Origin of the sequence: Mesorhizobium sp. B2-1-3 (assembly GCF_006442495.1) — a bacterium.
Taxonomy (GTDB): domain Bacteria; phylum Pseudomonadota; class Alphaproteobacteria; order Rhizobiales; family Rhizobiaceae; genus Mesorhizobium.
The window spans coordinates 1-23,448 of record NZ_VFWL01000014.1 but is presented as its reverse complement, the minus strand read 5'-3'; the positions used below and the strand labels follow the sequence as shown (position 1 = coordinate 23,448).

Annotated in this window: 22 protein-coding genes; 9 read left to right on the top strand and 13 right to left on the bottom strand. The window is 63.6% G+C overall.

The window, feature by feature from the left end; all coding sequences use genetic code 11:
- Window positions 1–186 precede the first annotated feature (186 nt).
- From dnaN to FJ973_RS21445, 4 genes are read left to right on the top strand one after another with little or no spacing between them, the layout of a single operon-like run.
- Window positions 187–1,305 carry a DNA polymerase III subunit beta gene (gene dnaN / locus FJ973_RS21460; RefSeq protein ID WP_140496751.1) on the top strand — a complete coding sequence of 373 codons (1,119 nt, stop codon included), beginning with the start codon at window positions 187–189 and terminating at the stop codon, window positions 1,303–1,305.
- Window positions 1,306–1,316: 11 nt separating this feature from the next.
- A complete protein-coding gene (gene recF, locus FJ973_RS21455) occupies window positions 1,317–2,459 on the top strand; it encodes a DNA replication/repair protein RecF (RefSeq protein WP_140557602.1) in 1,143 nt (380 codons plus the stop codon).
- A 39-nt stretch (window positions 2,460–2,498) separates the two neighbouring features.
- Window positions 2,499–3,257, top strand: coding sequence for a molybdopterin-synthase adenylyltransferase MoeB (locus FJ973_RS21450; protein WP_140496755.1), 759 nt, complete (start codon window positions 2,499–2,501; stop codon window positions 3,255–3,257).
- Window positions 3,258–3,259: 2 nt separating this feature from the next.
- Window positions 3,260–3,748: a GNAT family N-acetyltransferase gene (locus FJ973_RS21445; RefSeq protein WP_140557600.1), complete on the top strand. Its 489-nt coding sequence runs from the start codon at window positions 3,260–3,262 to the stop codon at window positions 3,746–3,748.
- A gap of 30 nt (window positions 3,749–3,778) precedes the next feature.
- Here the strand turns inward: FJ973_RS21445 and FJ973_RS21440 are convergent, their stop codons facing one another.
- Window positions 3,779–4,780 (bottom strand): D-glycerate dehydrogenase, encoded by a 1,002-nt coding sequence (locus FJ973_RS21440; protein WP_140496760.1) that lies wholly within the window; start codon window positions 4,778–4,780, stop codon window positions 3,779–3,781.
- A 148-nt stretch (window positions 4,781–4,928) separates the two neighbouring features.
- Here FJ973_RS21440 and FJ973_RS21435 point away from each other — a divergent pair, with 148 nt between their 5' ends.
- Entirely contained in the window at window positions 4,929–5,489 is a 561-nt protein-coding gene (locus FJ973_RS21435) for an SH3 domain-containing protein (RefSeq protein ID WP_140496762.1), read from the top strand.
- Window positions 5,490–5,532: 43 nt separating this feature from the next.
- Here the strand turns inward: FJ973_RS21435 and FJ973_RS21430 are convergent, their stop codons facing one another.
- On the bottom strand, window positions 5,533–5,892 hold the full coding sequence (locus FJ973_RS21430) for a DUF4260 domain-containing protein (protein ID WP_140557599.1): 360 nt from the start codon (window positions 5,890–5,892) through the stop codon (window positions 5,533–5,535).
- Between the two features lie 49 nt (window positions 5,893–5,941).
- A complete protein-coding gene (gene irrA / locus FJ973_RS21425) occupies window positions 5,942–6,373 on the bottom strand; it encodes an iron response transcriptional regulator IrrA (protein ID WP_181165297.1) in 432 nt (143 codons plus the stop codon).
- Window positions 6,374–6,615: 242 nt separating this feature from the next.
- Between irrA and fabA the strand changes: the two genes are divergently transcribed.
- From fabA to FJ973_RS21405, 4 genes are all read left to right on the top strand, one after another.
- Window positions 6,616–7,134, top strand: coding sequence for a 3-hydroxyacyl-[acyl-carrier-protein] dehydratase FabA (fabA, locus tag FJ973_RS21420; protein ID WP_140496768.1), 519 nt, complete (start codon window positions 6,616–6,618; stop codon window positions 7,132–7,134).
- Between the two features lie 49 nt (window positions 7,135–7,183).
- Window positions 7,184–8,404 (top strand): beta-ketoacyl-ACP synthase I, encoded by a 1,221-nt coding sequence (gene fabB, locus FJ973_RS21415; RefSeq protein WP_140496770.1) that lies wholly within the window; start codon window positions 7,184–7,186, stop codon window positions 8,402–8,404.
- A gap of 31 nt (window positions 8,405–8,435) precedes the next feature.
- Window positions 8,436–9,248, top strand: coding sequence for an enoyl-ACP reductase FabI (fabI, locus tag FJ973_RS21410; RefSeq protein ID WP_140513182.1), 813 nt, complete (start codon window positions 8,436–8,438; stop codon window positions 9,246–9,248).
- Window positions 9,249–9,373: 125 nt separating this feature from the next.
- Entirely contained in the window at window positions 9,374–10,918 is a 1,545-nt protein-coding gene (locus tag FJ973_RS21405; protein WP_140513180.1) for a bifunctional diguanylate cyclase/phosphodiesterase, read from the top strand.
- Window positions 10,919–10,936: 18 nt separating this feature from the next.
- On the opposite strand, the gene FJ973_RS21400 is transcribed toward FJ973_RS21405, so the two are convergent.
- The 10 genes from FJ973_RS21400 to rimP form a co-directional block, all read right to left on the bottom strand.
- Window positions 10,937–11,956 (bottom strand): class I SAM-dependent methyltransferase, encoded by a 1,020-nt coding sequence (locus FJ973_RS21400; protein ID WP_140557597.1) that lies wholly within the window; start codon window positions 11,954–11,956, stop codon window positions 10,937–10,939.
- 69 nt (window positions 11,957–12,025) lie between these two features.
- Window positions 12,026–14,173: a polyribonucleotide nucleotidyltransferase gene (gene pnp / locus FJ973_RS21395; RefSeq protein WP_140513176.1), complete on the bottom strand. Its 2,148-nt coding sequence runs from the start codon at window positions 14,171–14,173 to the stop codon at window positions 12,026–12,028.
- 413 nt (window positions 14,174–14,586) lie between these two features.
- The gene (gene rpsO, locus FJ973_RS21390; RefSeq protein ID WP_281405124.1) at window positions 14,587–14,898 is read right to left on the bottom strand and encodes a 30S ribosomal protein S15; all 312 of its coding nucleotides are present in this window, start codon (window positions 14,896–14,898) and stop codon (window positions 14,587–14,589) included.
- Between the two features lie 139 nt (window positions 14,899–15,037).
- Window positions 15,038–16,132, bottom strand: coding sequence for a magnesium/cobalt transporter CorA (gene corA, locus FJ973_RS21385; protein ID WP_140513174.1), 1,095 nt, complete (start codon window positions 16,130–16,132; stop codon window positions 15,038–15,040).
- A gap of 44 nt (window positions 16,133–16,176) precedes the next feature.
- Complete coding sequence (gene truB, locus FJ973_RS21380) at window positions 16,177–17,148, bottom strand: tRNA pseudouridine(55) synthase TruB (RefSeq protein WP_140557594.1); 972 nt, start codon at window positions 17,146–17,148, stop codon at window positions 16,177–16,179.
- A complete protein-coding gene (rbfA, locus tag FJ973_RS21375; protein ID WP_140496786.1) occupies window positions 17,148–17,561 on the bottom strand; it encodes a 30S ribosome-binding factor RbfA in 414 nt (137 codons plus the stop codon). Before rbfA ends, truB begins: the two co-directional genes overlap by 1 nt.
- Before the next feature lie 114 nt (window positions 17,562–17,675).
- Window positions 17,676–20,249, bottom strand: a complete 2,574-nt coding sequence (gene infB / locus FJ973_RS21370; protein ID WP_140513170.1) for a translation initiation factor IF-2 — start codon at window positions 20,247–20,249, stop codon at window positions 17,676–17,678.
- On the bottom strand, window positions 20,246–20,896 hold the full coding sequence (locus FJ973_RS21365) for an RNA-binding protein (protein ID WP_140497289.1): 651 nt from the start codon (window positions 20,894–20,896) through the stop codon (window positions 20,246–20,248). Before FJ973_RS21365 ends, infB begins: the two co-directional genes overlap by 4 nt.
- A gap of 38 nt (window positions 20,897–20,934) precedes the next feature.
- Window positions 20,935–22,530 (bottom strand): transcription termination factor NusA, encoded by a 1,596-nt coding sequence (gene nusA / locus FJ973_RS21360; RefSeq protein WP_140496790.1) that lies wholly within the window; start codon window positions 22,528–22,530, stop codon window positions 20,935–20,937.
- A 49-nt stretch (window positions 22,531–22,579) separates the two neighbouring features.
- Window positions 22,580–23,227: a ribosome maturation factor RimP gene (rimP, locus tag FJ973_RS21355; protein ID WP_140557592.1), complete on the bottom strand. Its 648-nt coding sequence runs from the start codon at window positions 23,225–23,227 to the stop codon at window positions 22,580–22,582.
- Window positions 23,228–23,448 lie beyond the last annotated feature (221 nt).

The following is a 23,448-nucleotide window of genomic DNA, read 5'->3' as shown; positions in this document are numbered from 1 at the left end:
CCTGGCGGCGTGCTTCGCCGCCTTTATCCCCAGAAAGCCCGCGTAGCCGGCCCGAACCGGTCGCGCGGGCTTGCGTTTGCTGGTTTTTTCCTGTCAGTTTACGCAGATTCTGAAGCCTGTTCAGACCTTTCGCGGGACGCCGCCAGCCGGAGACCCGCTCATTCATTCAAGCGAGCCTGGTTCGTCATGCGTGTTATCCTGGAACGGTCAAATCTCCTGAAGTCGCTCAACCACGTCCACCGCGTGGTCGAGCGGCGCAACACCATACCGATCCTGTCCAACGTGCTGCTCAGCGCCGAAGGCGCCAGCCTGGAAATGAAGGCCACCGACCTCGACCTGGAGGTGACGGAAGCGACGCCGGCCAAGGTCGAGCGGGGTGGCGCGACAACGGTTCCGGCGCATCTGCTCTACGACATCGTGCGCAAGCTTTCCGACGGTGCCGAGGTGATGCTGAAGACGGACGAGGACGGCAACGCCATGACGGTGACCTCCGGCCGCTCGAGCTTCCGACTGCAATGCCTGCCGCAATCGGACTTCCCCGAGCTTTCGGCCGGATCCTTCTCGCATATCTTCCGGCTCGACTCGGTCGCGCTCAAGGGGCTGATCGAGAAGACCCAGTTCGCCATCTCCACCGAGGAGACGCGCTATTATCTCAACGGCATCTATCTTCACACACATGAGGTCGGCGGCAAGCTGAAGCTGCGCTCGGTGGCGACCGACGGCCATCGCCTGGCGCGCGCCGAGATCGACGCGCCGGCGGGTTCCGAAGGCATGCCGGGCATCATCATACCGCGCAAGACGGTCAGCGAATTGCAGAAGCTGGTCGATGATCCCGACGTGGCGGTCACCACCGAACTGTCGGACACCAAGATCCGCTTCACCATCGGCAGCGTCATCCTGACTTCCAAGCTGATCGACGGCACCTTCCCCGATTATCAGCGGGTCATTCCCACCGGCAACGACAAGAAGCTGATCATCGACCGCCAGAGCTTCGCGGCCGCCGTCGACCGCGTCTCGACCATCTCCTCCGAACGCGGGCGCGCGGTGAAGCTTTCGATCAGTGAGGGCCAGGTGACGCTTGCGGTCAACAATCCGGATTCGGGCAGCGCCACCGAGGAGTTGGCCGCCGACTATTCAGCCGACCCGATCGAGATCGGCTTCAACGCCAAGTACCTGCTCGACGTTGCCGCACAATTGACCGGTTCAGAGGCCCGGTTCATGTTGGCCGACGCCGGTTCGCCAACGCTGATCCACGACATGGCCGATGAAACCGCGCTTTATGTGCTGATGCCGATGCGGGTGTAGAGCAGTAGCGGTTGCCGGCACAAACCCATATAAGTAAGCTTACACTTACCAATTTCCGCAACTATGCGGCGCTGTCGGTCGAGCTTGAGCCGGGCGCGGTGGTGTTTTCCGGTGACAATGGCGCTGGCAAAACCAATCTGCTGGAAGCGATTTCCCTGTTGACGCCGGGCCGCGGCCTGCGCCGCGCGCCTTACGCGGACGTCGCGCGTGAGGGCGGTGACGGCGGCTTTGCGCTGCACGCACGGCTCGACGGACCTGACGGCCAAGTCGAGATAGGGACGGGCATTTCGGGTGGCGACAGTCTTGGCGAGGGCGGCAGGCGGGTGCGCATCAACGGCGCCACGGCGCGATCCGCCGAGGACATGCTGGAATGGCTGCGCGTCGTGTGGCTGACGCCGGCCATGGATGCTCTGTTCACAGGACCGGCCGCGGACCGCCGGCGCTTTCTCGACCGGCTGGTGCTGGCGATCGATCCAGGCCACGGACAGCGCGCCCTCGACTATGAAAAGGCGATGCGCGGCCGTAACCGGCTGCTGACGGAAGGTTCGCGGAATTTGAGCTGGTTCGAGGCGATCGAGACGCAGATGGCCGAGACAGGCGTGGCGATCGCCGCGGCGCGCGCCGAAATGGTGCGCCTTCTGGCCGCCATGATCGACAGGCTGCCCGACAGCGGCCCGTTTCCGCAGGCCGATATCGGCCTGTCGGGCGATCTGGAAGCCGAGATCGCCAACACGCCGGCTGTCGACGTCGAGGAGCGGTTCCGCCGCACGCTCGCCGGGGGCCGCGACCGCGACCGCGCCGCCGGGCGCACGCTCGAGGGCCCGCACCGCTCCGATCTCGTGGTCCGGCACCGACCCAAGGCGATGCCGGCGGCGCTGTGTTCGACCGGCGAACAGAAAGCCTTGCTTGTCGGCATTGTCCTGTCGCATGCCAGATTGACCGGCGAGATGTCCGGCTTGACGCCAATCCTGCTGCTCGACGAGATCGCGGCACATCTCGATGGTGGCCGGCGTGCGGCGCTGTTCTCGATCCTGGAGGAATTGAACTGCCAGGCTTTCATGACGGGAACCGATGCTGCGCTGTTTTCCAGCCTAGCGGGCCGGGCGCAGTTCCTGATCGTGGATCACGGCACGGTCGCGCCGATGGCTGTGTGAGCACCTGACAAGGTTTTTCTCCCGCTATATGATCGAGCCATGATCGCCACCGCCCTCACCGACGAAGAACTCGAACGCTATGCCCGCCACATCGTGCTGCCCGAAATTGGCGGCGCCGGCCAGCAGCGCCTGAAGCGAGCGCGGGTGCTGGTCATCGGCGCCGGCGGATTGGGCGCACCAGTGCTTGAATATCTTGCCGCAGCCGGCGTCGGCACGCTCGGCGTGATCGACGACGACACGGTTTCGCTCTCCAACCTGCAGCGGCAGGTGATTCACGGCACGAACACTGTCGGCATGCTGAAAACCCACAGCGCCAAGGCGGCAATCGCCCGCATCAATCCCAACACCGCTGTCGAAATCCACACATTGCGCCTGACCGCGGACAATGCCCAAGCCCTCGTCGCCCGTTACGATGTGGTCGTCGACGGGTCCGACAATTTCGAGACGCGCTATGTCGTGGCCGATGCCTGCGCGGCGGAGGGAAAGCCGCTGGTGCACGCCGCCGTGGGCCGTTTCGATGGCTCCGTGACCGTGCTGATGCCGTTCCAAGCCGATAGGGATGGCACCTCCAACCCCGGCTACCGCGACCTCTTCCCGGAGGCCCCGCCGCCGGGTCTGGTGCCCTCCTGCGCCGAGGCCGGGGTGCTTGGCGTGCTGACTGGGGTCATCGGCACGTTGCAGGCGATGGAAGCCATCAAGCTGATCACCGGCATTGGCGAGCCGCTGATCGGACGACTGCTGCTCTACGACGCGCTGGCCGCGCGTTTCGAGACCATCCGCTACAAGAGACGAAACTGACGTTGAAGCGCACTGCCGATATCGTCATCACCCGGGTTCCGTCCGATTTCGACCGCTGGAACGAAGTGCTCGCCCTGATCCTGCGCGCTTTCGCCTTCATGGACGGCATCATCGACCCGCCGTCCTCGGCGCACCTGCTCACCGCGGAAACCTTGCGCGACAAAGCCCGCCGCGAGACCGGCATGCTGGCGCTCAGCGGCAACAGGATCGTCGGCTGCATCTTCGCCCTGGAACGAACCGACCACCTCTATGTCGGCAAGCTCGCCGTCACGCCGGACTGTCAGGGCCAGGGCATCGGCAGGTTGTTGATGCAAGCCGTCCAGGATTTTGCCCGCAGCCGCGGCAAGGCCGCAATCGAGCTGCAGACGCGAATCGAGCTGGCTGGGAACCAGGCAGCCTTTGCCCGGCTCGGTTTTCGCGAGACCGTGAGAACGGCGCATGAAGGTTATGCGCGACCGACTTCGGTCACCATGCGCAAGACTGTTTCGTAAGTTTCCACTTACATTATGTTGCGAAGCCGCTCAGGTCCTGAGCGGCAGCACGCGATCCGGCGGGCGGTGCCCGTCGACGAAGGCGCGGATGTTGATGATCACCTTCTCGCCCATGTCGATGCGGCCCTCGAGCGTCGCCGACCCCATATGCGGCAAAAGCACGACCTTGCCCTTGGTCGCGAGCTTGAGCAGTTTTCCGTTCAATGCGGGCTCGTGCTCGTAGACGTCGAGTCCGGCGCCGGCGATCCTGCCATCCTGAATCAGCTTGACCAGCGCCTCCTCGTCGATGATGTCACCGCGCGCGGTGTTGACGATATAGGCGGTGGGCTGGAGCAGCGCCAGCCGCCGCGCCGAAAGCAGATGGAAGGTCGCCGGCGTCGAGGGGCAGTTGACCGAGATGATGTCCATGCGGGCCAGCATCTGATCGAGGCTTTCCCAATAGGTCGCCTCCAGCCCGTCCTCGACCGCCTGCAGCACGCGATGGCGGTTGTGATAGTGGATGGAGAGGCCGAAAGCCTTGGCACGCCTGGCAACGGCGGTGCCGATACGCCCCATGCCGACAATGCCGAGCCGTTTGCCCCAGATGCGCCGGCCAAGCATCCATGTCGGCGACCAGCCGGCCCATTTCTTGTCGCCGGTGAGTACATTGGCGCCCTCCGCCAGCCGGCGCGGCACCGCCAGCATCAGCGCCATCGTCATGTCGGCCGTATCCTCGGTCAGCACGTTGGGCGTGTTGGTTACGGTGATGCCTTTCTTGGCCGCGGCCGCCACGTCGATCTTGTCGACGCCATTGCCGAAATTGGCGATCAGCTTGAGGTTTTCGCCGGCCTGGGCGATCAATGCCGCGTCGATGCGGTCGGTCACCGTCGGCACCAGCACGTCGGCCTCCTTGACCGCCGCGACCAGTTCCGGCTGCGTCATCGGCCTGTCCTCGACATTCAGCCTTGCGTCGAACAGCTCGCGCATGCGGGTCTCGACAGGGTCGGGCAGTTTTCGCGTGATGACCACGAGAGGCTTCTTTTTGCCTGCCATTGCTTCCCTCGTTGAGACCTCTTTAACCAAGACCGGCGAAACTGGAAGCCGGTCGCGGTAGCCGATTTACCCATGTACCAAGCGGTGCCGCCGAAGACAAAGAAAAAGGGGCGCCGGGGCCGGCAGGCCAGCGCCGAAAGGAACGAAAGTGTCTGGTTTCGCGTCGCTTCGCCTGACCCTCAGCGCAGCATTTCTCGGCGCTCTGCTCTATTCACCCCAACTGTGCGCGCAAGGTGCAGCGGCTCCCGCCCAGAGCGTCGTCACGCTCGGGCCGAGCGGCCTGCCGCTGCCACGATTCGTCAGCCTGAAATCCGGCCGCGTCAATTCGCGTGTCGGGCCGGGCGCCAACTACTCGGTCGACTGGATGTATCTGAAGGCCGGCCTGCCGATGGAGATCATCCAGGAGTTCGACACATGGCGCCGCGTGCGCGACGCCGACGGTTCGGAAGGTTGGATCAACCAGTCGCTGCTTTCGGGCCGGCGCACGGCGATCGTGGCGCCGTGGCAGCGCGGCAAGGGCGCCCAGATCAATCTCCTCAGGAGCCCCGAAAAGGACGCCAGCGTGGTGGCGATCGTCGAGCCGGGCGTCATGGGCACGATCAAATCCTGCGACGGCCAGTGGTGCGAAATGACGCTCGATGGCCATACCGGCTGGCTCGCCCAATCCGTCGTCTGGGGCGCCTATCCCGGCGAGCGGGTCAAGGACTGATTTTTGGCCTTGCCCGATTCGTTTGAACCGCAGGCCGGACCGTTTAGCGGCCGATGCGGCCGAGATGGGTATCCTGAAAGCTGCTCGACAGCTTCAAGCCGTAACCCAGCGCGCGATCGATAGCGATGTGGGCGATCCAGATCAATGCAACCGCTATAGCGGCTGCATTGCCGAACAGGCTGCCGGCAAGCACCAAAAACACCGGTGGGACCAAGATGTGGAAGGCATTGTAGCAGGCGGTGCCGACGCGCGGCCCGGCGAGATAGCCGAACATGGACAGATCAGGCGCCAGGATCAACAAGGCGAACAACCACCAGGACGCACCGGCGAGTGCATAAAAGACGATAGCGGACACCGCGACAGCGGCCCATTCCAGCCGGACAGCCAGATCGAGGGGTTTCATTCCTGGCCGTTCATACGTGCCCGGCCGTGCATACGTGCTTGGCCTTCGGTCATTCGGCGCGTTTGGGGCGCAGCCTCACCACGATGTCGACATTGGCGATCTCCATCCCCTCGGGTGGTTCCGGTAGGTTGGTGACGGTGACCGGACCATTGGCGATGTCGAAAATCCGGTTTTCGCCTTCGATATAGAAATGGTGATGATCGGAGGTGTTGGTGTCGAAATAGGTTTTGGCGCCCTCGACAGCCAGAATGCGCAGGAGTCCCGCCTGGGTGAATTGGTGAAGGGCGTTGTAGACGGTGGCCAGCGACACCGGCACGCCGGCGGCGACGGCCTCCTCGTGCAGTTCCTCGGCCGACAGATGGCGGTCGCCCTTGGCGAAAAGCAGGTCGGCAAGCGCAATGCGCTGCCGTGTCGGCCTCAGGCCGGCTTCACGAACCCGCTTGTCCACAGCGACATTTTCCTTCCGGCAGCCCCGGTCCATCTGGTCGTCCAAGCTCACAGTTCCGCCTCAAGACACGTCCAGAATGGCAAAAAAATGGATGTCTGCCGAAACCGGACCCCTTTCGACATATATTCTGTCGTCCGGATGCGATCAATAGCGCGCATTGACCCGGCAAGACTGGCGGGTTAAGCGCAAACGCCGGTTTCCGGCCTGAAACAGATTGTGTTAGGACACCAACGACAAGGGCGCGCCAGCGCCCGGGACATATGGGAACGAGATTGATGGCGGGTTCGAAATCCAGCTACGACTACGAAGAATTGCTGGCCTGCGCCCGCGGCGAGCTGTTCGGACCGGGCAATGCCCAGTTGCCTTACCCGCCGATGCTGATGTTTGACCGCATCACCGAGATCAGCGAAACAGGCGGGGCTTTCGACAAGGGCTTCATCCGCGCCGAATTCGACATCAAGCCGGACCTGTGGTTCTTTGCCTGCCATTTCATCGGCAATCCCATCATGCCTGGATGCCTGGGCCTCGATGCCCTGTGGCAGCTGACGGGTTTCTATCTCGGCTGGCTGGGCGAACCCGGCAAAGGCATGGCGCTGTCGACCGGCGAGGTCAAGTTCAAGGGAATGGTCACGCCCTCGGTTAAAAAGGTCGAGTATGGCGTGGAATTCAAACGTGTGATGCGTGGCCGGCTGGTGCTGGGCATCGCCGATGGTTGGCTAAAGGCGGACGGCGAACCCATATACGCGGCAACGGACCTGAAAGTCGGTCTGTCCAAGCAGTCGGCGGTCGCTTGACCGTCGCCCTGGCCGACTTCGTGGCCAGCATTCCTGGAAGGAGTTGCGAATGAGACGTGTCGTAGTCACAGGCCTCGGCATCGTGTCGTCGATCGGCAACAATGCCAACGAGGTGCAAGCCTCGCTGCATGACGCCAAATCCGGCATCAGCTTCTCCGACTCCTTCGCCGAGCACGGCTTCCGCTGTCAGGTTTGGGGCGCGCCGACGCTCGATCCCAGCGCCATGATCGATCGCCGCGCAATGCGCTTCCTGAGCCAGGGAGCGGCCTGGAACCATGTCGCCATGGACCAGGCGATCGCCGATGCCGGCCTTGGCGAGAGCGACATCACCAATGAGCGCACCGGCATCGTCATGGGCTCGGGCGGGCCTTCCACCCGCACCATCGTCGAGGCGGCCGAAACCACGCTCAAGAATGGCAGCCCCAAGCGCATCGGCCCATTCGCGGTGCCGAAGGCGATGTCGTCGACCGCGTCGGCGACGCTGGCCACCTGGTTCAAGATCCACGGCGTCAACTATTCGATCTCGTCGGCCTGTTCGACCTCGGCGCATTGCATCGGCAATGGCTACGAACTGATCCAGTGGGGCAAGCAGGACATGGTGTTCGCCGGCGGCCACGAAGATCTCGACTGGACGATGTCGGACCTGTTCGATGCCATGGGCGCCATGTCGTCGAAGTACAATGACAGGGCATCTGCCGCTTCCCGCGCCTATGACGTCGATCGCGACGGCTTCGTCATCGCCGGCGGCGCCGGCGTGCTGGTGCTCGAGGAACTGGAGCATGCCAAGGCGCGCGGCGCCAAGATCTATGCAGAGATCGTCGGCTACGGCGCCACCTCGGACGGCTTCGACATGGTTGCGCCCTCGGGCGAAGGCGCGGTCCGCTGCATGCGGCAGGCGCTGGCGACCGTCACCACCCCGGTCGACTACATCAACACCCATGGGACCTCGACGCCGGTGGGGGATTCCCGCGAAATGGGCGCGATCCGCGAGGTGTTCGGCGAGAAGATGCCCTTCATCACCTCGACCAAATCGCTGACGGGCCATTCGCTGGGCGCGGCCGGCGTGCAGGAATCCATCTATTCGATCCTGATGATGCAAGGCGGTTTCATCGGCGAAAGCGCCCATATCGAGACTCTCGACCCCGAATTCGAGGGCATGCCGGTGGTGCGAAAGCGCATCGACAACGCCAGGATCGACACCGTTTTGTCCAATTCCTTCGGCTTTGGTGGCACCAACGCAACGCTGGTTTTCCAGCGCTATTCCGCATAAGGCCACGTTTTTTCCACGAGGATTGGCGATCATGGACGGATTGATGAAGGGCAAGCGCGGGCTTGTCATGGGCGTCGCCAACGATCATTCGATCGCCTGGGGCATAGCCCGGAAACTGTCCGAACATGGGGCCGAACTTGCCTTCACCTACCAGGGTGACGCCTTCGGCCGCCGGGTCAAGCCGCTTGCCGACAAGCTCGGCGCGGCGCTGGTGGTTCCCTGCGATGTCGAGGACAGCGCCTCGGTCCACGCCACCTTCGAGACCTTGGGCAAGGCCTGGGGCGGGCTCGACTTCGTGGTCCATGCCATCGGCTTTTCAGACAAGAATGAGCTCAAGGGCCTCTACGCCGACACCAGCCGCGACAATTTCATCCGCACCATGGTCATCTCCTGCTATTCCTTCACCGAGGTCGCGCGCCACGCCGCGGCCCTGATGCAGGATGGCGGATCGATGATCACCCTGACCTATGCCGGTTCGGTGCGCGTCATGCCGAACTATAACGTCATGGGCGTCGCCAAGGCCGGCCTCGAGGCCAGCGTGCGCTATCTCGCCAACGATTACGGCCCGCGCGGCATCAGGGTGAACGGCATATCGGCCGGACCGGTGCGAACGCTTGCCGGCGCCGGGATTTCCGATGCGCGCCACATGTTCTCTTACCAGCAGCGCAATTCTCCGCTGCGCCGCACCGTGACCATCGACGAGGTCGGCGGCTCGGCACTCTATCTCCTGTCCGACCTCGCTTCCGGCGTCACCGGCGAAATCCACTATGTCGATTCCGGCTATCATATCGTTTCCATGCCGACGCTTGAGGAGCTGAAGCAGACGGATCGCGCGAGCGAATAGGCCATTTCGCGAAATAGTCTTTCTCCTGCGAAGAAATAATTCCCTTCCAATAAAATTGGATGCATTCGCGGAAACTCATTTTAAGGGCCTGTCGGCTATAGAGTCCCGCAATTTGGGGACTTTCAATGCCTGCCGTCAGCAACCCGAACCGCACACCGGTGTTCCGGCTGATCACCATAGCCAGTTCGGGCATTGGCAGTTTCATTCTCGGCATCTGGGGGCTGAAGCACGCGCTTGGCGACGGCTTTGCCGGCATGCCGGCGGACGTGATGGTGGCGATCATGGCTGCCCTTTGCGCATTGGCGGCGGCGGGAGCCGCGATGTCTTTCTTCGCCGGCGTCGATGAATCGGCTGATTTCGTCTTCAACGAAACCCAGTTCGACAAGCTGACCGGATTGCTGGCGCGTCCGGCGATGGTCGGCAAGATCGCCGAGGCAGCCTGCGCGACGAGCCGCACCGGGGCCCCGATGTTCCTCATCGACATCGACATCGACCGGTTCAAGCAGATCAACGACGCGATCGGCTACAGCCAGGGCGACGAATTGATCCGCGCCTTTACCAAGCGGCTGCAGGCCTGCGTGCCCGAGCGCGTGCAGATCGGGCGCATCGGCGCCGGCGAGTTCGCGGTGCTGCTTCCCGATCATCAGATTCAGGGAACGATGGAAGCTATGGTGGAGAGGCTCATCGACGAGATGATGGAGCCCTATGAGCTCAGCAGCCACCAGCAATCGGTGAGCCTGTCGGTGGGCATCGTGGCGATGCCCAAGGACGGCGTCGACCCGGTCCTCATCCTGCGCCGCTCCAACCTGGCGCTGCAAAATGCGCGCGCCAGGGGAGTCGGCAACTGGTCGGTCTTCGATACCGAGATGGGGCGGGTCGCCGATCATCGCCAATGGGTCGAATCCGAGCTGCACATCGCATTCGAGCGCGGTGATTTCGACCTTCACTATCAGCCGCAGCTGGACCTGCCGAGCGGCCGCATCGTCGGCTATGAAGCGCTGATCCGCTGGAACCATCCAGAACGCGGCATGATCCCACCTCTGGAGTTCATCCAGATCGCCGAGGAAACCGGCATGATCAATCCGATCGGCGAATGGGTTCTGCGCAAGGCATGCAGCGACGCCCGCCATTTACCCGACGACTGCTTCGTCGCTGTCAACATCTCGCCGGTCCAGTTCATGACCAAGGACTTCATCGGCCTCGTGCGCGACACGATGCGGACCACCGGCATCAAGCCCTCGCGGCTGGAGCTGGAAGTCACCGAGACGGCCATGATGCAGGACCGCGACCGCGCCGCCGCCATCCTGAAAGAGCTTGCCGATATGGGCATCTCGGTTGCCGTCGACGATTTCGGCACCGGCTATTCCAATCTCAGCTACCTGATCGATTTTTCATTCGGCAAGCTGAAGATCGACCGCTCCTTCGTCAGCCGCATCGATACGGATTCGAGCTCCGGCGCCGTCGTATCGACCATTGTCGGCCTCTCGCGAGCACTCGGCGTCAGTATCATTGCCGAGGGTGTCGAGACAGAGGACCAGGCGACACTGCTCAGGGCAGCTGGTTGCGAGGTGGTGCAAGGTTATCTGTTCGGCCGGCCGGCGCCGCTTGCGGTCATGGCCGGCGAGGGACATGTCATCGAGGATTCGAGGCGCGTCGCCAATCTGCACTGAGTGTCACGCCGTTGCGTGTCAGCGACGCGCGGAAAGAACCTTGAACATGCCGTCACGGGCGAGCTCGGCATGGCTGGAGAAGGCGGCGGCCAGTGCCGGCTCGTAGGGCAGCTGGCGGTTCGCCACCATGTACAGCCGTGCTCCCGGCTTCAGCGCCTTTGCCGCTGCCCGGATCAGGCCGGCGCCGATCTCCGGTTCGGCCGCGCGGCTGCGATGAAAAGGCGGGTTCATGATGACCGCGTCGTAGCGACGCTCGACCGGCTCCCCCTGCAGGTCCGTCCAGAAGAAACCTTTCGCAACCGACTGGCTGGCCGTGGCAAGATTGGCTTTGGCGGCTTCGAGAGAAGCGAAATCCGCCTCATAGAGATCAAGTGCCGAGATGCCGGGCGAACGCGCTTCCATCTCCGCCGCCAGATAGCCCCAGCCGGCGCAGAAATCGGCGACATGGCCGCGCAGGTCGGCCGGAAGATGGTCCGCCAGCAACTTCGAACCGGCATCGACACGATCGAAGGAAAACATGCCGGGCGCCGTGCTGAAGCGGCCGTCGACCAGCCCGGCGGGATTGGCGGCACGCAGCGCTGTCGACGCGTCCGTCCCGGCCGGCCGGCGAAGCCAGAAGGCGATGCCGTGATATTTGGGCAGATGGCCTTCGAGCGGCACAAGCTCGTCCATGCGCTTGCGCAGGCTGGCGATGCCATCATCCTTGCCGCCGGCAATGACGATTAATCCGCCCTCGGCGACGCGCTCCAGCGCATCCGCGATGCGCAGCTCGTTCTGGCCGCGATGGCGGCCCGCGAGCACCAGCGCGGCGTCAAAGCCATCGCCTTGCGTTTGCGGGGTGACAGTGAAGCCCGCAGCTTGCAGCGCGCGAAAATGCGGCCGGAAGCCTTGCACCACGTGCAGCTCGGCGTCGAAGTCCCGCGGTGTCCGCAAGCCGGATTCGGCCCCGAGAAAAAGCATGCGCTCGCCCTTTCGCGGCAAGGCGACCGCCTCGGCCTCGAATGGATGGAACAGCGTCTTCAGCACTTCAGCGGACATGCCTTTGCTCCATAAACGAAAACGGGCGCGACATGAGCCGCGCCCGCTTCGATTTTTCCGTTAGCCAGTTCAGGCGGCGTTTTCTTCGCTCTCGGCCTTCTTGTCGCGAACGATTTCCTTGCCGGTGGCCTGGTCGACGACCTTCATCGACAGGCGGACCTTGCCGCGCTCGTCGAAGCCCATCAGCTTGACCCACACCTTGTCGCCTTCCTTGACGACGTCCGAAGTCTTGGCGACCCGGTCGTTGGCAAGCTGCGAGATGTGGACGAGGCCGTCACGCGGGCCGAAGAAGTTGACGAAAGCGCCGAAGTCGGCGGTCTTGACGACCGTGCCTTCGTAGATTTCGCCGACTTCCGGCTCGGCGACGATGGTGTGGATCCACTTCTTCGCCGCCTCGATCTCCTTGGCGTTCGCCGAAGCGATCTTGACCGTGCCGTCATCCTCGATGTTGATCTTGGCGCCGGTCTTCTCGACGATCTCGCGGATGACCTTGCCACCGGAACCGATCACGTCGCGGATCTTGTCGGTCGGGATGTGCATGACCTCGATGCGCGGCGCGAACTCGCCGAGCTCGGCGCGCGCGCCGGACAGCGCGTGGCCCATTTCGCCGAGAATATGCTGACGACCGTCCTTGGCCTGGTCGAGAGCGATCTTCATGATCTCCTCGGTGATGCCCTCGATCTTGATGTCCATCTGCAAGGAGGTGATGCCGTTGGCGGTGCCGGCGACCTTGAAATCCATGTCGCCGAGGTGATCCTCGTCGCCCAGGATGTCGGAGAGCACGGCGAAGCGCTCACCTTCCTTGATCAGGCCCATGGCGATACCGGCGACCGGCTTGGCCAGCGGCACGCCGGCGTCCATCAGCGCCAGCGAGGTGCCGCAGACGGTTGCCATCGACGACGAGCCGTTGGACTCGGTGATCTCCGAGACCACGCGCAGCGTGTAGGGGAACTGGTCTGATGTCGGCAGCATCGGGCGGATGGCGCGCCAGGCGAGCTTGCCGTGGCCGATCTCGCGGCGGCCGGGCGAGCCCATGCGGCCGGTCTCGCCGACGGAATAGGGAGGGAAGTTGTAGTGGAGGAGGAACTTCTCCTTGTACATGCCGGTCAGCGAATCGACATACTGCTCGTCCTCGCCGGTGCCCAGCGTGGCGACGACCAGCGCCTGGGTCTCGCCGCGGGTGAACAGCGCCGAACCGTGGGTGCGCGGCAGGACGCCGACCTCGGATACGATCTTGCGCACGGTCTTCAGGTCACGGCCGTCAATGCGCGAACCAGTGTCGAGAATGTTCCAGCGCACGACCTTGGCTTGGAGCTCCTTGAACACACTGCCGATCTGCTCGGAGGAATATTTCGGCTCTTCGCCTTCGGCCGGAGCGAAGGCCGCCTTGACCTTGGCCTTGACGGCGTCCACGGCGGCATAGCGCTTCTGCTTGTCGGTGATCTTGTAGGCGTCGCGAAGCTCGTCGCCGACGATCTTCAGCATCTCGGCTTCGAGAGCGGAATAGTCCGGCGCGGTGAAGTCGCGCGGGTCCTTGGCGGCGACCTCGGCCAGCTTGATGATCGCGTCGATCACCGGCTGGAAACCGCGATGGCCGAACATGACCGCGCCGAGCATCAGGTCTTCGCCGAGCTCCTTGGCTTCGGACTCGACCATCAGCACGGCGTCGGCGGTGCCGGCGACGATCAGGTCGAGCTTGGATTCCTGCATCTCGTCGACATGCGGGTTGAGCACGTATTCGCCGTTGATGTAGCCGACGCGAGCGCCGCCGATCGGGCCCATGAAGGGCACGCCCGACAGGGTCAGGGCCGCCGAGGTGGCGACGATCGACAGGATGTCCGGATCGTTCTCGAGATCATGCTGGACGACGGTGACGACGATCTGCGTGTCGTTCTTGTAGCCGTCGGCAAAGAGTGGGCGGATTGGGCGGTCGATGAGGCGCGAAACCAGCGTTTCCTTTTCGCTCGGACGGCCTTCACGCTTGAAATAGCCGCCCGGGATCTTGCCGGCGGCGTAGGTCTTTTCCTGGTAGTTGACGGTCAGCGGAAAGAAGTCGAGGCCCGGCTTGGGCTCCTTCATCGAAACGACCGTGGCGAGAACCTTGGTCTCGCCGTAGGTGGCGAGCACGGCGCCGTCGGCCTGGCGCGCGATCTTGCCGGTTTCGAGGATGAGCGGGCGACCGCCCCATTCGATTTCCACTTTGTGGTGATTGAACATGTCTTGTCCTTCATATGAGGAAAGGGCCGCGCCGTTTCAGCGTGCGCGGGTGCCCTTTCCCCTGGCTTCCTTTCTCGGGCAGCCACGGGCAAGACAACGGGAAGCTCGATCCATGTCGGCCGGATGGCCGCGCGAGCGTCCTGCAATCCTGCCCCATGACCGTCCATGGGGTGGCTTCGAGGGGGCCCTCTGCACGCTCGAAACCGGATTTGGCCAATCGATCCGACTGGCCCTGCGCATGACCCCACAAGCAGCGGCTTGTGGAATGCGTCACGCGCAAACTCAACTTGTTGGAGCGTCCGTCCGGCATCCGGATGGGTGCGCGGCGCTCCAATACCTGCATTCGAGATCGGATTGGTCCGGTGCTCAAATGCGCGACCGGCGGGCCCTTGTGAGGCCCGCCGGTCAATTCGTCAACGGCGCAGGCCGAGCTTCTCGATCAGCGTCTGGTAGCGCGTGTCGTCCTTGCGCTTGAGATAATCAAGCAGGCTTCGGCGCTGGGAGACGAGAGCGAGCAGACCACGGCGGGAATGGTTATCCTTCTTGTGGTCCTTGAAATGGTCGGTCAGGTTCTTGATGCGCTCGGAAAGGATGGCTACCTGAACTTCCGGAGACCCGGTGTCGCCCTTGGCGGTTGCGAATTCAGTCATCAATTCCTGTTTGCGCTCGGCAGTAATCGACATCGTGTTTTTCCTTATCTGTTCGAGGAAACGGGTCGCCCTCAGCCGGGATGTCGTCCAGCAGGGGCCGGTGCAAGCAGAGCGTCATAGCGCTAAGCTGCGGCGCATATAGTGCAATTCCCAAGAAAACACCAGCCCAATTCACGAAGCCGGCTTTTCACGCCAAAACGGCAAGTTATCCCTGTCAAAGCCATTTTTTCCATTTGAAGAAGGCAATCAGCCCAACCGCGACCACGGCCATGAACAGCAGCGACAAGGGATAGCCGTAATAGGCCTTCAGCTCAGGCATGTTCCAAGGCGACGTCTCCGGATCGAAATTCATGCCCCAGACGCCGACCAGAAACGTGAGCGGCATGAAGATGACCGAGACGATCGTCAGATAGGAAATGACGTCGTTGGTGCGTGCCTGGCTCAGCGACAGATGCATCTCGATCAGGCCGGTCAGCATGTCGCGCTGGTTCTCGACCAGCTCGATCAGCCGCAGCGCGTGGTCGAGCGTATCGTTCAGGAAGACCTTGGTTTCGGCCTTCACATAGGACACGTCGTTGCGGATCAGCGTCGCTAGCGCATCGCGCACCGGCCACAGCACCCCCTTCAGCACATTGGCGTCGTGCCGCAATCCATGAAGCTGCTGCATCTGATGCTTGTGCGGTGCGTGCAGCATCTGGTCCTCGATGCTGTCGACGAGTTCGCCGGCCGCCTCGATCGGCGGAAAGTAGCTATCGACGATGGCGTCGATCAGCGCATAGGCGAGATAGTCGGCGCCACGGGCGCGCAGCCGGTTCGGCGCCGAGCTTTCGATGCGCTTGCGCACCGGATCGAACGGATCGCCTTCGCGCTCCTGGAAGGTGACGACGAAATTCTTGCCAAGGAAAACGGCGATCTGCTCGTAGCGGTGCGAGGCGACGTCGTCGATCATCCGCACGACCACGAAAGCATGGTCTTCGTAGAAATCCACCTTCGGCCGCTGGCCCGTGTTGACGACGTCCTCCAGCGCCAGCGGATGCAGGCTGAAGATGCGGCCGATCTCCTTGATCAGCTCGATATTGGCCAGGCCGGTGCAGTCCAGCCAGATGACCGGCCACTTTTCGCAATTGGCATTGACGTCGTCGATGCTGGCATTGTCGATCGTTTTGGACTTTTGCGGCGAGATCAGGGTGAGCCGCAGTTCCGAGCGTCGCGCCGCGGGATCGGCGATCAGCGTTCCGGGCGATGCACCGACCGGCGGCCGCCTGGCCCTGAGCGGCGCCCGCGTCTTGATCGCCTCAACCTTTGCCATGCGGCCCCTCGGATAGATATCGCATAGAGATTAGACGAGGGCCCTCACCCGGCAAAGACCCGTTTGGGCTTGAACATGCCCTGCTCGATGGCGCCGATGGCCACCAGCTTGCCGCGCGCGGTCGCGCAGGCTTCCTCGGCCTCCACCGGCGCGTCGCGGCCGCGGATGATGACGGGATTGCCGAGGCGGATCTTCGTCGCCGCATCGTCGCTGATGGCTATCTGCGGCAGGCAGTCGAGTGCCGCCGAGGTGTCGACAAGCAGCGCGTCGATCGCGGCAAAATCGATCGGCGCTTCTATCGAATCGGGGGACGGTTGCTGCGTGCCATGACCCTGCTCGCCGAAGCGCGCCGCCTCCAGTTCGGCGACGGTGACGAAATCCTCGGCGGTGAACGGCTCGACCTCGATCCGGCGCAGTTCAGAAATATGGCCGAAGCAGCCGAGATCGCGGCCCATGTCGCGGGCCAGCGAGCGCACATAGGTACCCTTGCCGCATTCGACCTCGAAAACCGTGTGATCGGCCCCGTGCTCGACGATGTCGAGGCGGCCGATTTCGATCTCGCGCGCGGGAATGTCGACCGTCTCGCCGTCGCGGGCGAGATCATAGGCGCGTTCGCCCGCGATCTTGATGGCCGAGAATTGCGGCGGCGTCTGCATGATGACGCCGGTGTATTTCGACAGCAGCGCCTGCACTTCGGCCTCCACGGGGCGCCGATCGGAGTCCCGCGTCACCGGACCTTCGAGGTCGTCGGTCGAGCGCTCCTGCCCCCAGGCGACGGTGAAGCGGTAGATCTTGGCGCCGTCCTGGACGTAGGGCACGGTCTTGGTGGCTTCGCCGAGCGCGATCGGCAGCATACCGGAAGCGAGCGGATCGAGCGTGCCGGCGTGGCCGGCCTTCTCCGCCTGGAACAGCCACTTGATCTTGGAGACGGCCTCGGTCGAGCCCATGCCGACCGGCTTGTCCAACACCACCCAGCCCGAGACCGGCCGGCCCTTCTTCTTGCCGCGGCGCGCCATTATTCGCTGTCCTTATCGTCGTCGTCCGCATCCAGATCGCGCGCCACTTCCGGCGATTTCAGGAGATCGTTGATCCTGGCGAAATTGTCGAAGGAGGTGTCGAGCCGGAAGCGAAACTCGGGCATGTACTTCATCTGCCGCAGCGCGCCGGAGACACGGCCGCGGATGAACTTGGCATGCTTGTTGAGCGCCTCGACCACCGCGCCGGCGTCCGTGGCGCCGAGCGGCGAGATGAAGGCGGTTGCGATCTTGAGGTCGGGCGACATGCGCACTTCCGACACCGAAACCACGGCATTCTCGACCAGCGGATCGATGATCTCGCCGCGCTGCAAGGTTTCGGACAGCGCATGGCGCACCTGCTCGCCGACGCGCAGCATGCGCTGGGATGGGCCTGATGTGGTCGAACGGGGCATTTTTTCTCGATCCTGAAAGCGTGGGGCGCGGGATAGGACCGTGCCTCATGTCTCAAATGTTTGCCAGGCGGCGGCCTCTCGGCCACCGCCTGGCATGACGGACGTCACACGAACTCAGAGCGTGCGGGTTACCATCTCGACGCGGAAGCACTCGATGATGTCGCCGACGCGCATGTCCTCGTAGTTCTGGAAGGCCATGCCGCATTCCTGGCCGCCCGGGACTTCCGAAACCTCGTCCTTGAAGCGCTTCAGCGTCTTCAGCGTGCCTTCGTGGATGACGACGTTGTCGCGGATCAGGCGCACGCCCGCGCCACGCTCGACCTTGCCTTCGGTGACACGGCAGCCGGCGATCTTGCCGACCTTGGTGATGTCGAATATCTCGAGTATCTGCGCATTGCCGATGAAGGTCTCGCGACGCTCCGGCGAGAGCATACCCGACAGAGCCGCCTTCACGTCATCCACGAGGTTGTAGATGATCGAGTAGTAGCGGATCTCGATGCCGGCGGCCGCGGCAGCGGCGCGTGCCTGCACATTGGCGCGGACGTTGAAGCCGATGATCGCCGCGCCCGACGTCTCCGCCAGTGACACGTCGCTTTCGGTGATGGCGCCGGCGCCGGCATGGACGATGCGCGCACGCACCTCGTCGGTGCCGAGCTTGTCGAGCGCTGCGTTGATCGCCTCGATCGAACCCTGCACGTCACCCTTGATGACCAGCGGGAACTCCTTCAGTCCGCTCGTCTGCAGCTGCGACATCATCTGTTCGAGCGAACCGCGCTGGCCGGCATGACGGGCAACCGCCTTCTCGCGGGCCAGACGCTGGCGGTACTCGGTGATCTCGCGGGCGCGGGCCTCGTTGTTGACCACGGCGAAGCGGTCGCCGGCCTGCGGCGTGCCCTGGAGGCCGAGCACCTCGACCGGCATAGCCGGCGGCGCTTCCTTGACGTGTTCGCCACGATCGTCGACCAGCGCGCGCACCCGGCCCCATTCATTGCCGGCGACAAGGATGTCGCCCGGCATCAGCGTGCCGGTCTGCACCAGCACGGTGGCGACGGGGCCACGGCCCTTGTCGAGCTGCGCCTCGATGACGACGCCCTCGGCGGTGCGGTCCGGATTGGCCTTGAGGTCGAGGATTTCGGCCTGCAGCAGGATCGCTTCGAGCAGCTTGTCGAGGTTGGTGCCCTTGGTCGCCGATACTTCGACATCAAGCACTTCACCGCCCATCGATTCGACGAATACCTCATGGCGCAGAAGTTCCGAGCGCACTTTTTGCGGATCGGCGTCATGCTTGTCAATCTTGTTGATCGCCACGATGATCGGAACGCCGGCCGCCTTGGCATGGCTGATCGATTCGATCGTCTGCGGCATCACGCTGTCGTCGGCCGCCACCACCAGGATGGCAATGTCGGTGGCCTGGGCGCCGCGGGCGCGCATGGCCGTGAAGGCGGCGTGGCCGGGCGTGTCAATGAAGGTGATCTTCTGGCCGTTCTTCTCGACCTGATAGGCGCCGATATGCTGGGTGATGCCGCCGGCCTCGCCGGAGACGACATTGGCGTTGCGGATCGCGTCGAGCAGCGAGGTCTTGCCGTGGTCGACATGGCCCATGATGGTCACGACAGGCGGCCGCGACACCAGGTCTTCCGGACGGTCGGCGATGTTGAACAGGCCTTCCTCGATGTCGGACTCGGCGACGCGGCGGACCGTGTGGCCGAATTCGGTGGCGACCAGTTCCGCGGTGTCGGCGTCGATGACGTCGCCCGGCTTCAGGATCTGGCCCTGCTTCATGAAGAACTTGACCACATCGACGGCGCGCTCGGACATGCGCTGCGCCAGTTCCTGGATGGTGATGGTTTCGGGCAGGATCACTTCGCGCATAACCTTCTCGCGCGGCTCATTGTGCATCGCGCGCTTGAACTTTTCCTGGCGGCGGCGCATCGACGACAGCGAACGGGCCCGCGCATCCTCATCGGAAAGCGCGGAGTTCAGCGTCAGCTTGCCGCGACGGCGGTCTTCCTCGCCCTTGGTCGGCTTGGCCGGACGCGCCACTTCGGGCGTCACCAGACGGCGCACCGGCGCACCGGCGCCAGTCCGCTTCGGCTTGACCTCTTCTTCCTCGTCGGCGGTCGCCAGTTCGGCGGCCTGCGGCGCGCGGCGACGCGCCTCTTCCTCGGCGCGGCGGCGGGATTCGGCCTCGGCCTGCAACCGCGCTTCTTCCTCGGCCTGGCGGCGTGCGGATTCCTCGCGCTCGCGCTTGCGGCGCTCCTCATCCTCGGCGCGGCGCTTGGCTTCCTCGACGGCGCGCTGGCGGTCCTCGACCTCGCGCGCTTTGGAGCCTTCGAGCGCCCTGCGGCGCGCTTCCATTTCGCTGCGCGACAGTTCGTTCAACACCATGCCGCTGCGCTCGACCGGTGCCGGCGGAGGTGGAGGCGGCGCCTTGGGTGCCTCCTGCACGACGGGAGCCGCCGCGACCGCCGGCTTCGGGGTGAACACGGGTGCCGCCACCGCCGGCTCCGGCTTGTCGCCGGGCAGCGAGAATTTGCGCTTCTTGGTCTCGACCACGACCGACTTGGTGCGGCCGTGCGAGAAGTTCTGGCGCACGGTGCCCTGTTCCATGCCGGGGCGCTTCAGCGTCAAGGTCTTCTTCGGCGTAACACTCAACGTCTTGTCGTCGCCCGATTTCGTATCGCTCATTCCATATCCTCTGCGGCCTCATCTTCGTCAGCAACGGCCGCAAGCATTGCCAGATCGTCCGGGGTACCGCCCCGATATCGGTCGAGCGCAACCATGCGCTTCTGGACCGCCTTACCCGCGTCTCCCGCGAGGACGGCAGCATGTATCACATTTGTACCCCCCAATGCCAAGCTCAACTCGGCCTCGGAGAAAAGTTTGTAGGCAAGGATGGAGGGGCCGCCAATATGGACGGTCGCCCGCCGCGCCTGGCTGATCTTGCGCACGCCATCGTCCGAGGCTTCGGTCGCGTGGAGCACGAAAAGCGCCAATCCGCCGCGCACCGCGCTCTCCACCTTGGTGGCGCCCAGCGCGATCGCCCCTGCCTTGCGAGCGAGACCCAGCATGCCAAGGGCGGATCTGGAAAGCAGCCCATCGACCATGCCGCCGAGATCGGGCGGCACGACCACCTGTGCCTTAAAGGCGCGGCTAAAAAGGTTCTTGGCCGCCGCCTTGTCGATATGTAGGCGGTCGGCGCTCACCCAGCAACCACGGCCGGGCAGATTTCTCTTGAGATCCGGAACGACGGCCGAATCCGGGCCGACGACGAACCGGATCAGTTCATCCGGTTCGGCCTGCTTGCGGGTGACGATGCAGGTGCGATCGTTCATCTCGTCCAAGGGCGGTTTCTGTGCGATGCGGTTTCACCTCACGCACCAACGGCTTCGTCAGCCGGCGCTTCTTCGGCTGCAAGCTCGTCTTCGGAAATCCAGCCGGCCTTGAGACGGGCCGCGAGCACCATCTGCTCGGCATCGGCGCGCGAAACGCCATGATCGGCCAGCACGCCCGGATACACCTTGGTCTCGCCGTCCTTGCGTTCCTTCCAGCCGGTGAGGTCGTCGGCGGCATAGCCGGCGAAATCCTCGATCGTCTTCACGCCGTCCTCGCCGAGCGTCACCATCATGGCGGTGGTGATGCCGGGGATTTCGCGCAGCTCGTCCTTGACGCCCAGCGCCTTGCGCTTTTCGTCGTGCTCGGCTTCGATCTTCTCCAGATATTCGCGGGCCCGGGTCTGGATCTCCGAGGCGGTATCCTCATCGAAGCCGTCGATCGAGGCGATTTCGCCGGCATCGACATAGGCGACTTCCTCGACGCTGGTGAAGCCTTCGGAGGCGAGCACCTGGCCGACCATCTCGTCGACGTCGAGAGCTTCCATGAACAGCGCCGAGCGCTCGACGAATTCCTTCTGGCGGCGCTCGGATTCCTCGGCCTCGGTCAGGATGTCGATATCCCAGCCGGTGAGCTGCGAAGCGAGGCGCACATTCTGGCCGCGGCGGCCGATGGCCAGCGAGAGCTGGTCGTCCGGCACCACCACTTCGATGCGCTCGGCGTCCTCGTCGAGCACGACCTTGGCGACTTCCGCCGGCTGCAGCGCATTGACGATGAAGGATGCGGCCGAGGGCGACCACGGAATGATGTCGATCTTCTCGCCCTGCAATTCGGCGACGACCGCCTGGACGCGGCTGCCGCGCATGCCGACGCAGGCGCCGACCGGATCGATCGAGCTGTCGCGCGAGATGACGGCGATCTTGGCGCGCGAACCGGGGTCGCGGGCGACCGACTTGATCTCGATGATGCCATCATAGATCTCCGGCACTTCCATGGTGAAGAGCTTGGCCATGAACTGCGGATGGGTGCGCGACAGGAAGATCTGCGGGCCGCGCTGCTCACGGCGCACGTCGTAGACATAGGCGCGGACGCGATCGCCATATTTGTAGTTTTCGCGCGGGATCAGCTCGTCGCGGCGGATGATTGCTTCGCCACGACCGAGATCGACGATGACATTGCCGTATTCGACGCGCTTGACGGTTCCGTTGACGATCTCGCCGATGCGGTCCTTGTATTCGTCATACTGGCGGTCGCGCTCGGCCTCGCGCACCTTCTGCACGATGACCTGCTTGGCCGACTGGGCGGCGATGCGGCCGAAATCCATCGGCGGCAGCTGTTCGGCGATGAAGTCGCCGAGCTGGGCATCGGGATTGCGCTCGCGCGCCGAGGAAATGGCGATCTGCGTGGCGTAGTCGTCGACCTTCTCGACCACTTCCATCAGCCGCTGCAGCTTCATCTCACCGGTGTTGGGGTTGATGTCGGCGCGGATGTTGGTCTCCTGGCCATAACGCGAGCGTGCCGCCTTCTGGATCGCATCAGCCATGGCGGCGATGACGATCGACTTGTCGATCGACTTTTCACGCGCGACCGCGTCGGCAATCTGCAGCAGTTCAAGTCTGTTGGCGCTTACAACCATGTTTTTTCTCCCGAGCCTGTTTGCCGGCCCCTGGGGCCTGGCAGCTCAATCAACTTTCCTGTTCGTGTTCTTCCGTAGCGCCCGGTTCCGTACCCTCCGGTACGTCGTCGTCCGGTTCGCCGCGGCGTTTCTTGGCTTCCTTGCGCGCCCTATTGTCCTTCGACAATGCATCACGGATGAGGTCGTCGGTCAGGATCAGCCGGGCTTCGGCAATGGCGTCGTAGGGCACGCGCACTGTCGGCTCCTCACCGTAGGCCGCCTTGTCGCGCTCGATCAGCACATCGTTCTCACCGGCTTCGGCGATCTTGCCCTTGAAGCGCTTGCGATCCGCGACAACGACCGATGTTTCCATCTTCACCAGATGACCGGTCCAGGTCGAGAAATCCGATTTGCGCACCAGCGGCCGGTCGATGCCGGGCGATGAGACTTCGAGATGATACGCCTTCTCGATGGGATCGTCGACGTCGAGCGCCGGCGACACCGCACGGCTCACCTCTTCGCAATCCTCGACCGTCATGGTGCCGTCCTCGCGCTCAGCCATGATCTGCAGCGTCAGCCCGTTCTGGCCGGACAGATGCACGCGTACAAGGCGAAAGCCGATGCCGCGCAGCACCGGCTGGACGATCAGCGCGATGCGTGCATCGATGCCGCTTTCGCGGATGATGCGATCGTCGCTCTCGCTTGCCGTTGACGTCATTCGATTCCTGTCGATCATTCTCTAGCCGTCGGCAGGTAATAAAAAAGAGCGGGACCGGGTGGACCCACTCTTCGTCATACCGACCAAGAATTTGAGGCTGATATAAACGATCCGCCCCGGTGTTTCAAGCCCGCCGTCCCAACTTGTCGTAAGCAGATGAGTTGTCCGGATTAGGTAGCACGTGAGTTGTCCGGTTTTATCGCCAGCGGATGGAGGCTGGG

Bases quoted from the DNA above. Each gene is read 5' to 3' on its own strand.
- FJ973_RS21440 (WP_140496760.1), bottom strand. From the start codon at position 4,780: ATGGCAGGCAAAAAGAAGCCTCTCGTGGTCATCACGCGAAAACTGCCC.
- rbfA (WP_140496786.1), bottom strand. From the start codon at position 17,561: ATGCCCCGTTCGACCACATCAGGCCCATCCCAGCGCATGCTGCGCGTC.
- dnaN (WP_140496751.1), top strand. From the start codon at position 187: ATGCGTGTTATCCTGGAACGGTCAAATCTCCTGAAGTCGCTCAACCAC.
- fabI (WP_140513182.1), top strand. From the start codon at position 8,436: ATGGACGGATTGATGAAGGGCAAGCGCGGGCTTGTCATGGGCGTCGCC.
- FJ973_RS21365 (WP_140497289.1), bottom strand. From the start codon at position 20,896: ATGAACGATCGCACCTGCATCGTCACCCGCAAGCAGGCCGAACCGGAT.
- fabA (WP_140496768.1), top strand. From the start codon at position 6,616: ATGGCGGGTTCGAAATCCAGCTACGACTACGAAGAATTGCTGGCCTGC.
- nusA (WP_140496790.1), bottom strand. From the start codon at position 22,530: ATGGTTGTAAGCGCCAACAGACTTGAACTGCTGCAGATTGCCGACGCG.
- FJ973_RS21450 (WP_140496755.1), top strand. From the start codon at position 2,499: ATGATCGCCACCGCCCTCACCGACGAAGAACTCGAACGCTATGCCCGC.
- irrA (WP_181165297.1), bottom strand. From the start codon at position 6,373: ATGGACCGGGGCTGCCGGAAGGAAAATGTCGCTGTGGACAAGCGGGTT.
- FJ973_RS21400 (WP_140557597.1), bottom strand. From the start codon at position 11,956: ATGTCCGCTGAAGTGCTGAAGACGCTGTTCCATCCATTCGAGGCCGAG.
- fabB (WP_140496770.1), top strand. From the start codon at position 7,184: ATGAGACGTGTCGTAGTCACAGGCCTCGGCATCGTGTCGTCGATCGGC.
- rimP (WP_140557592.1), bottom strand. From the start codon at position 23,227: ATGACGTCAACGGCAAGCGAGAGCGACGATCGCATCATCCGCGAAAGC.
- FJ973_RS21405 (WP_140513180.1), top strand. From the start codon at position 9,374: ATGCCTGCCGTCAGCAACCCGAACCGCACACCGGTGTTCCGGCTGATC.
- infB (WP_140513170.1), bottom strand. From the start codon at position 20,249: ATGAGCGATACGAAATCGGGCGACGACAAGACGTTGAGTGTTACGCCG.
- FJ973_RS21430 (WP_140557599.1), bottom strand. From the start codon at position 5,892: ATGAAACCCCTCGATCTGGCTGTCCGGCTGGAATGGGCCGCTGTCGCG.
- corA (WP_140513174.1), bottom strand. From the start codon at position 16,132: ATGGCAAAGGTTGAGGCGATCAAGACGCGGGCGCCGCTCAGGGCCAGG.
- pnp (WP_140513176.1), bottom strand. From the start codon at position 14,173: ATGTTCAATCACCACAAAGTGGAAATCGAATGGGGCGGTCGCCCGCTC.
- truB (WP_140557594.1), bottom strand. From the start codon at position 17,148: ATGGCGCGCCGCGGCAAGAAGAAGGGCCGGCCGGTCTCGGGCTGGGTG.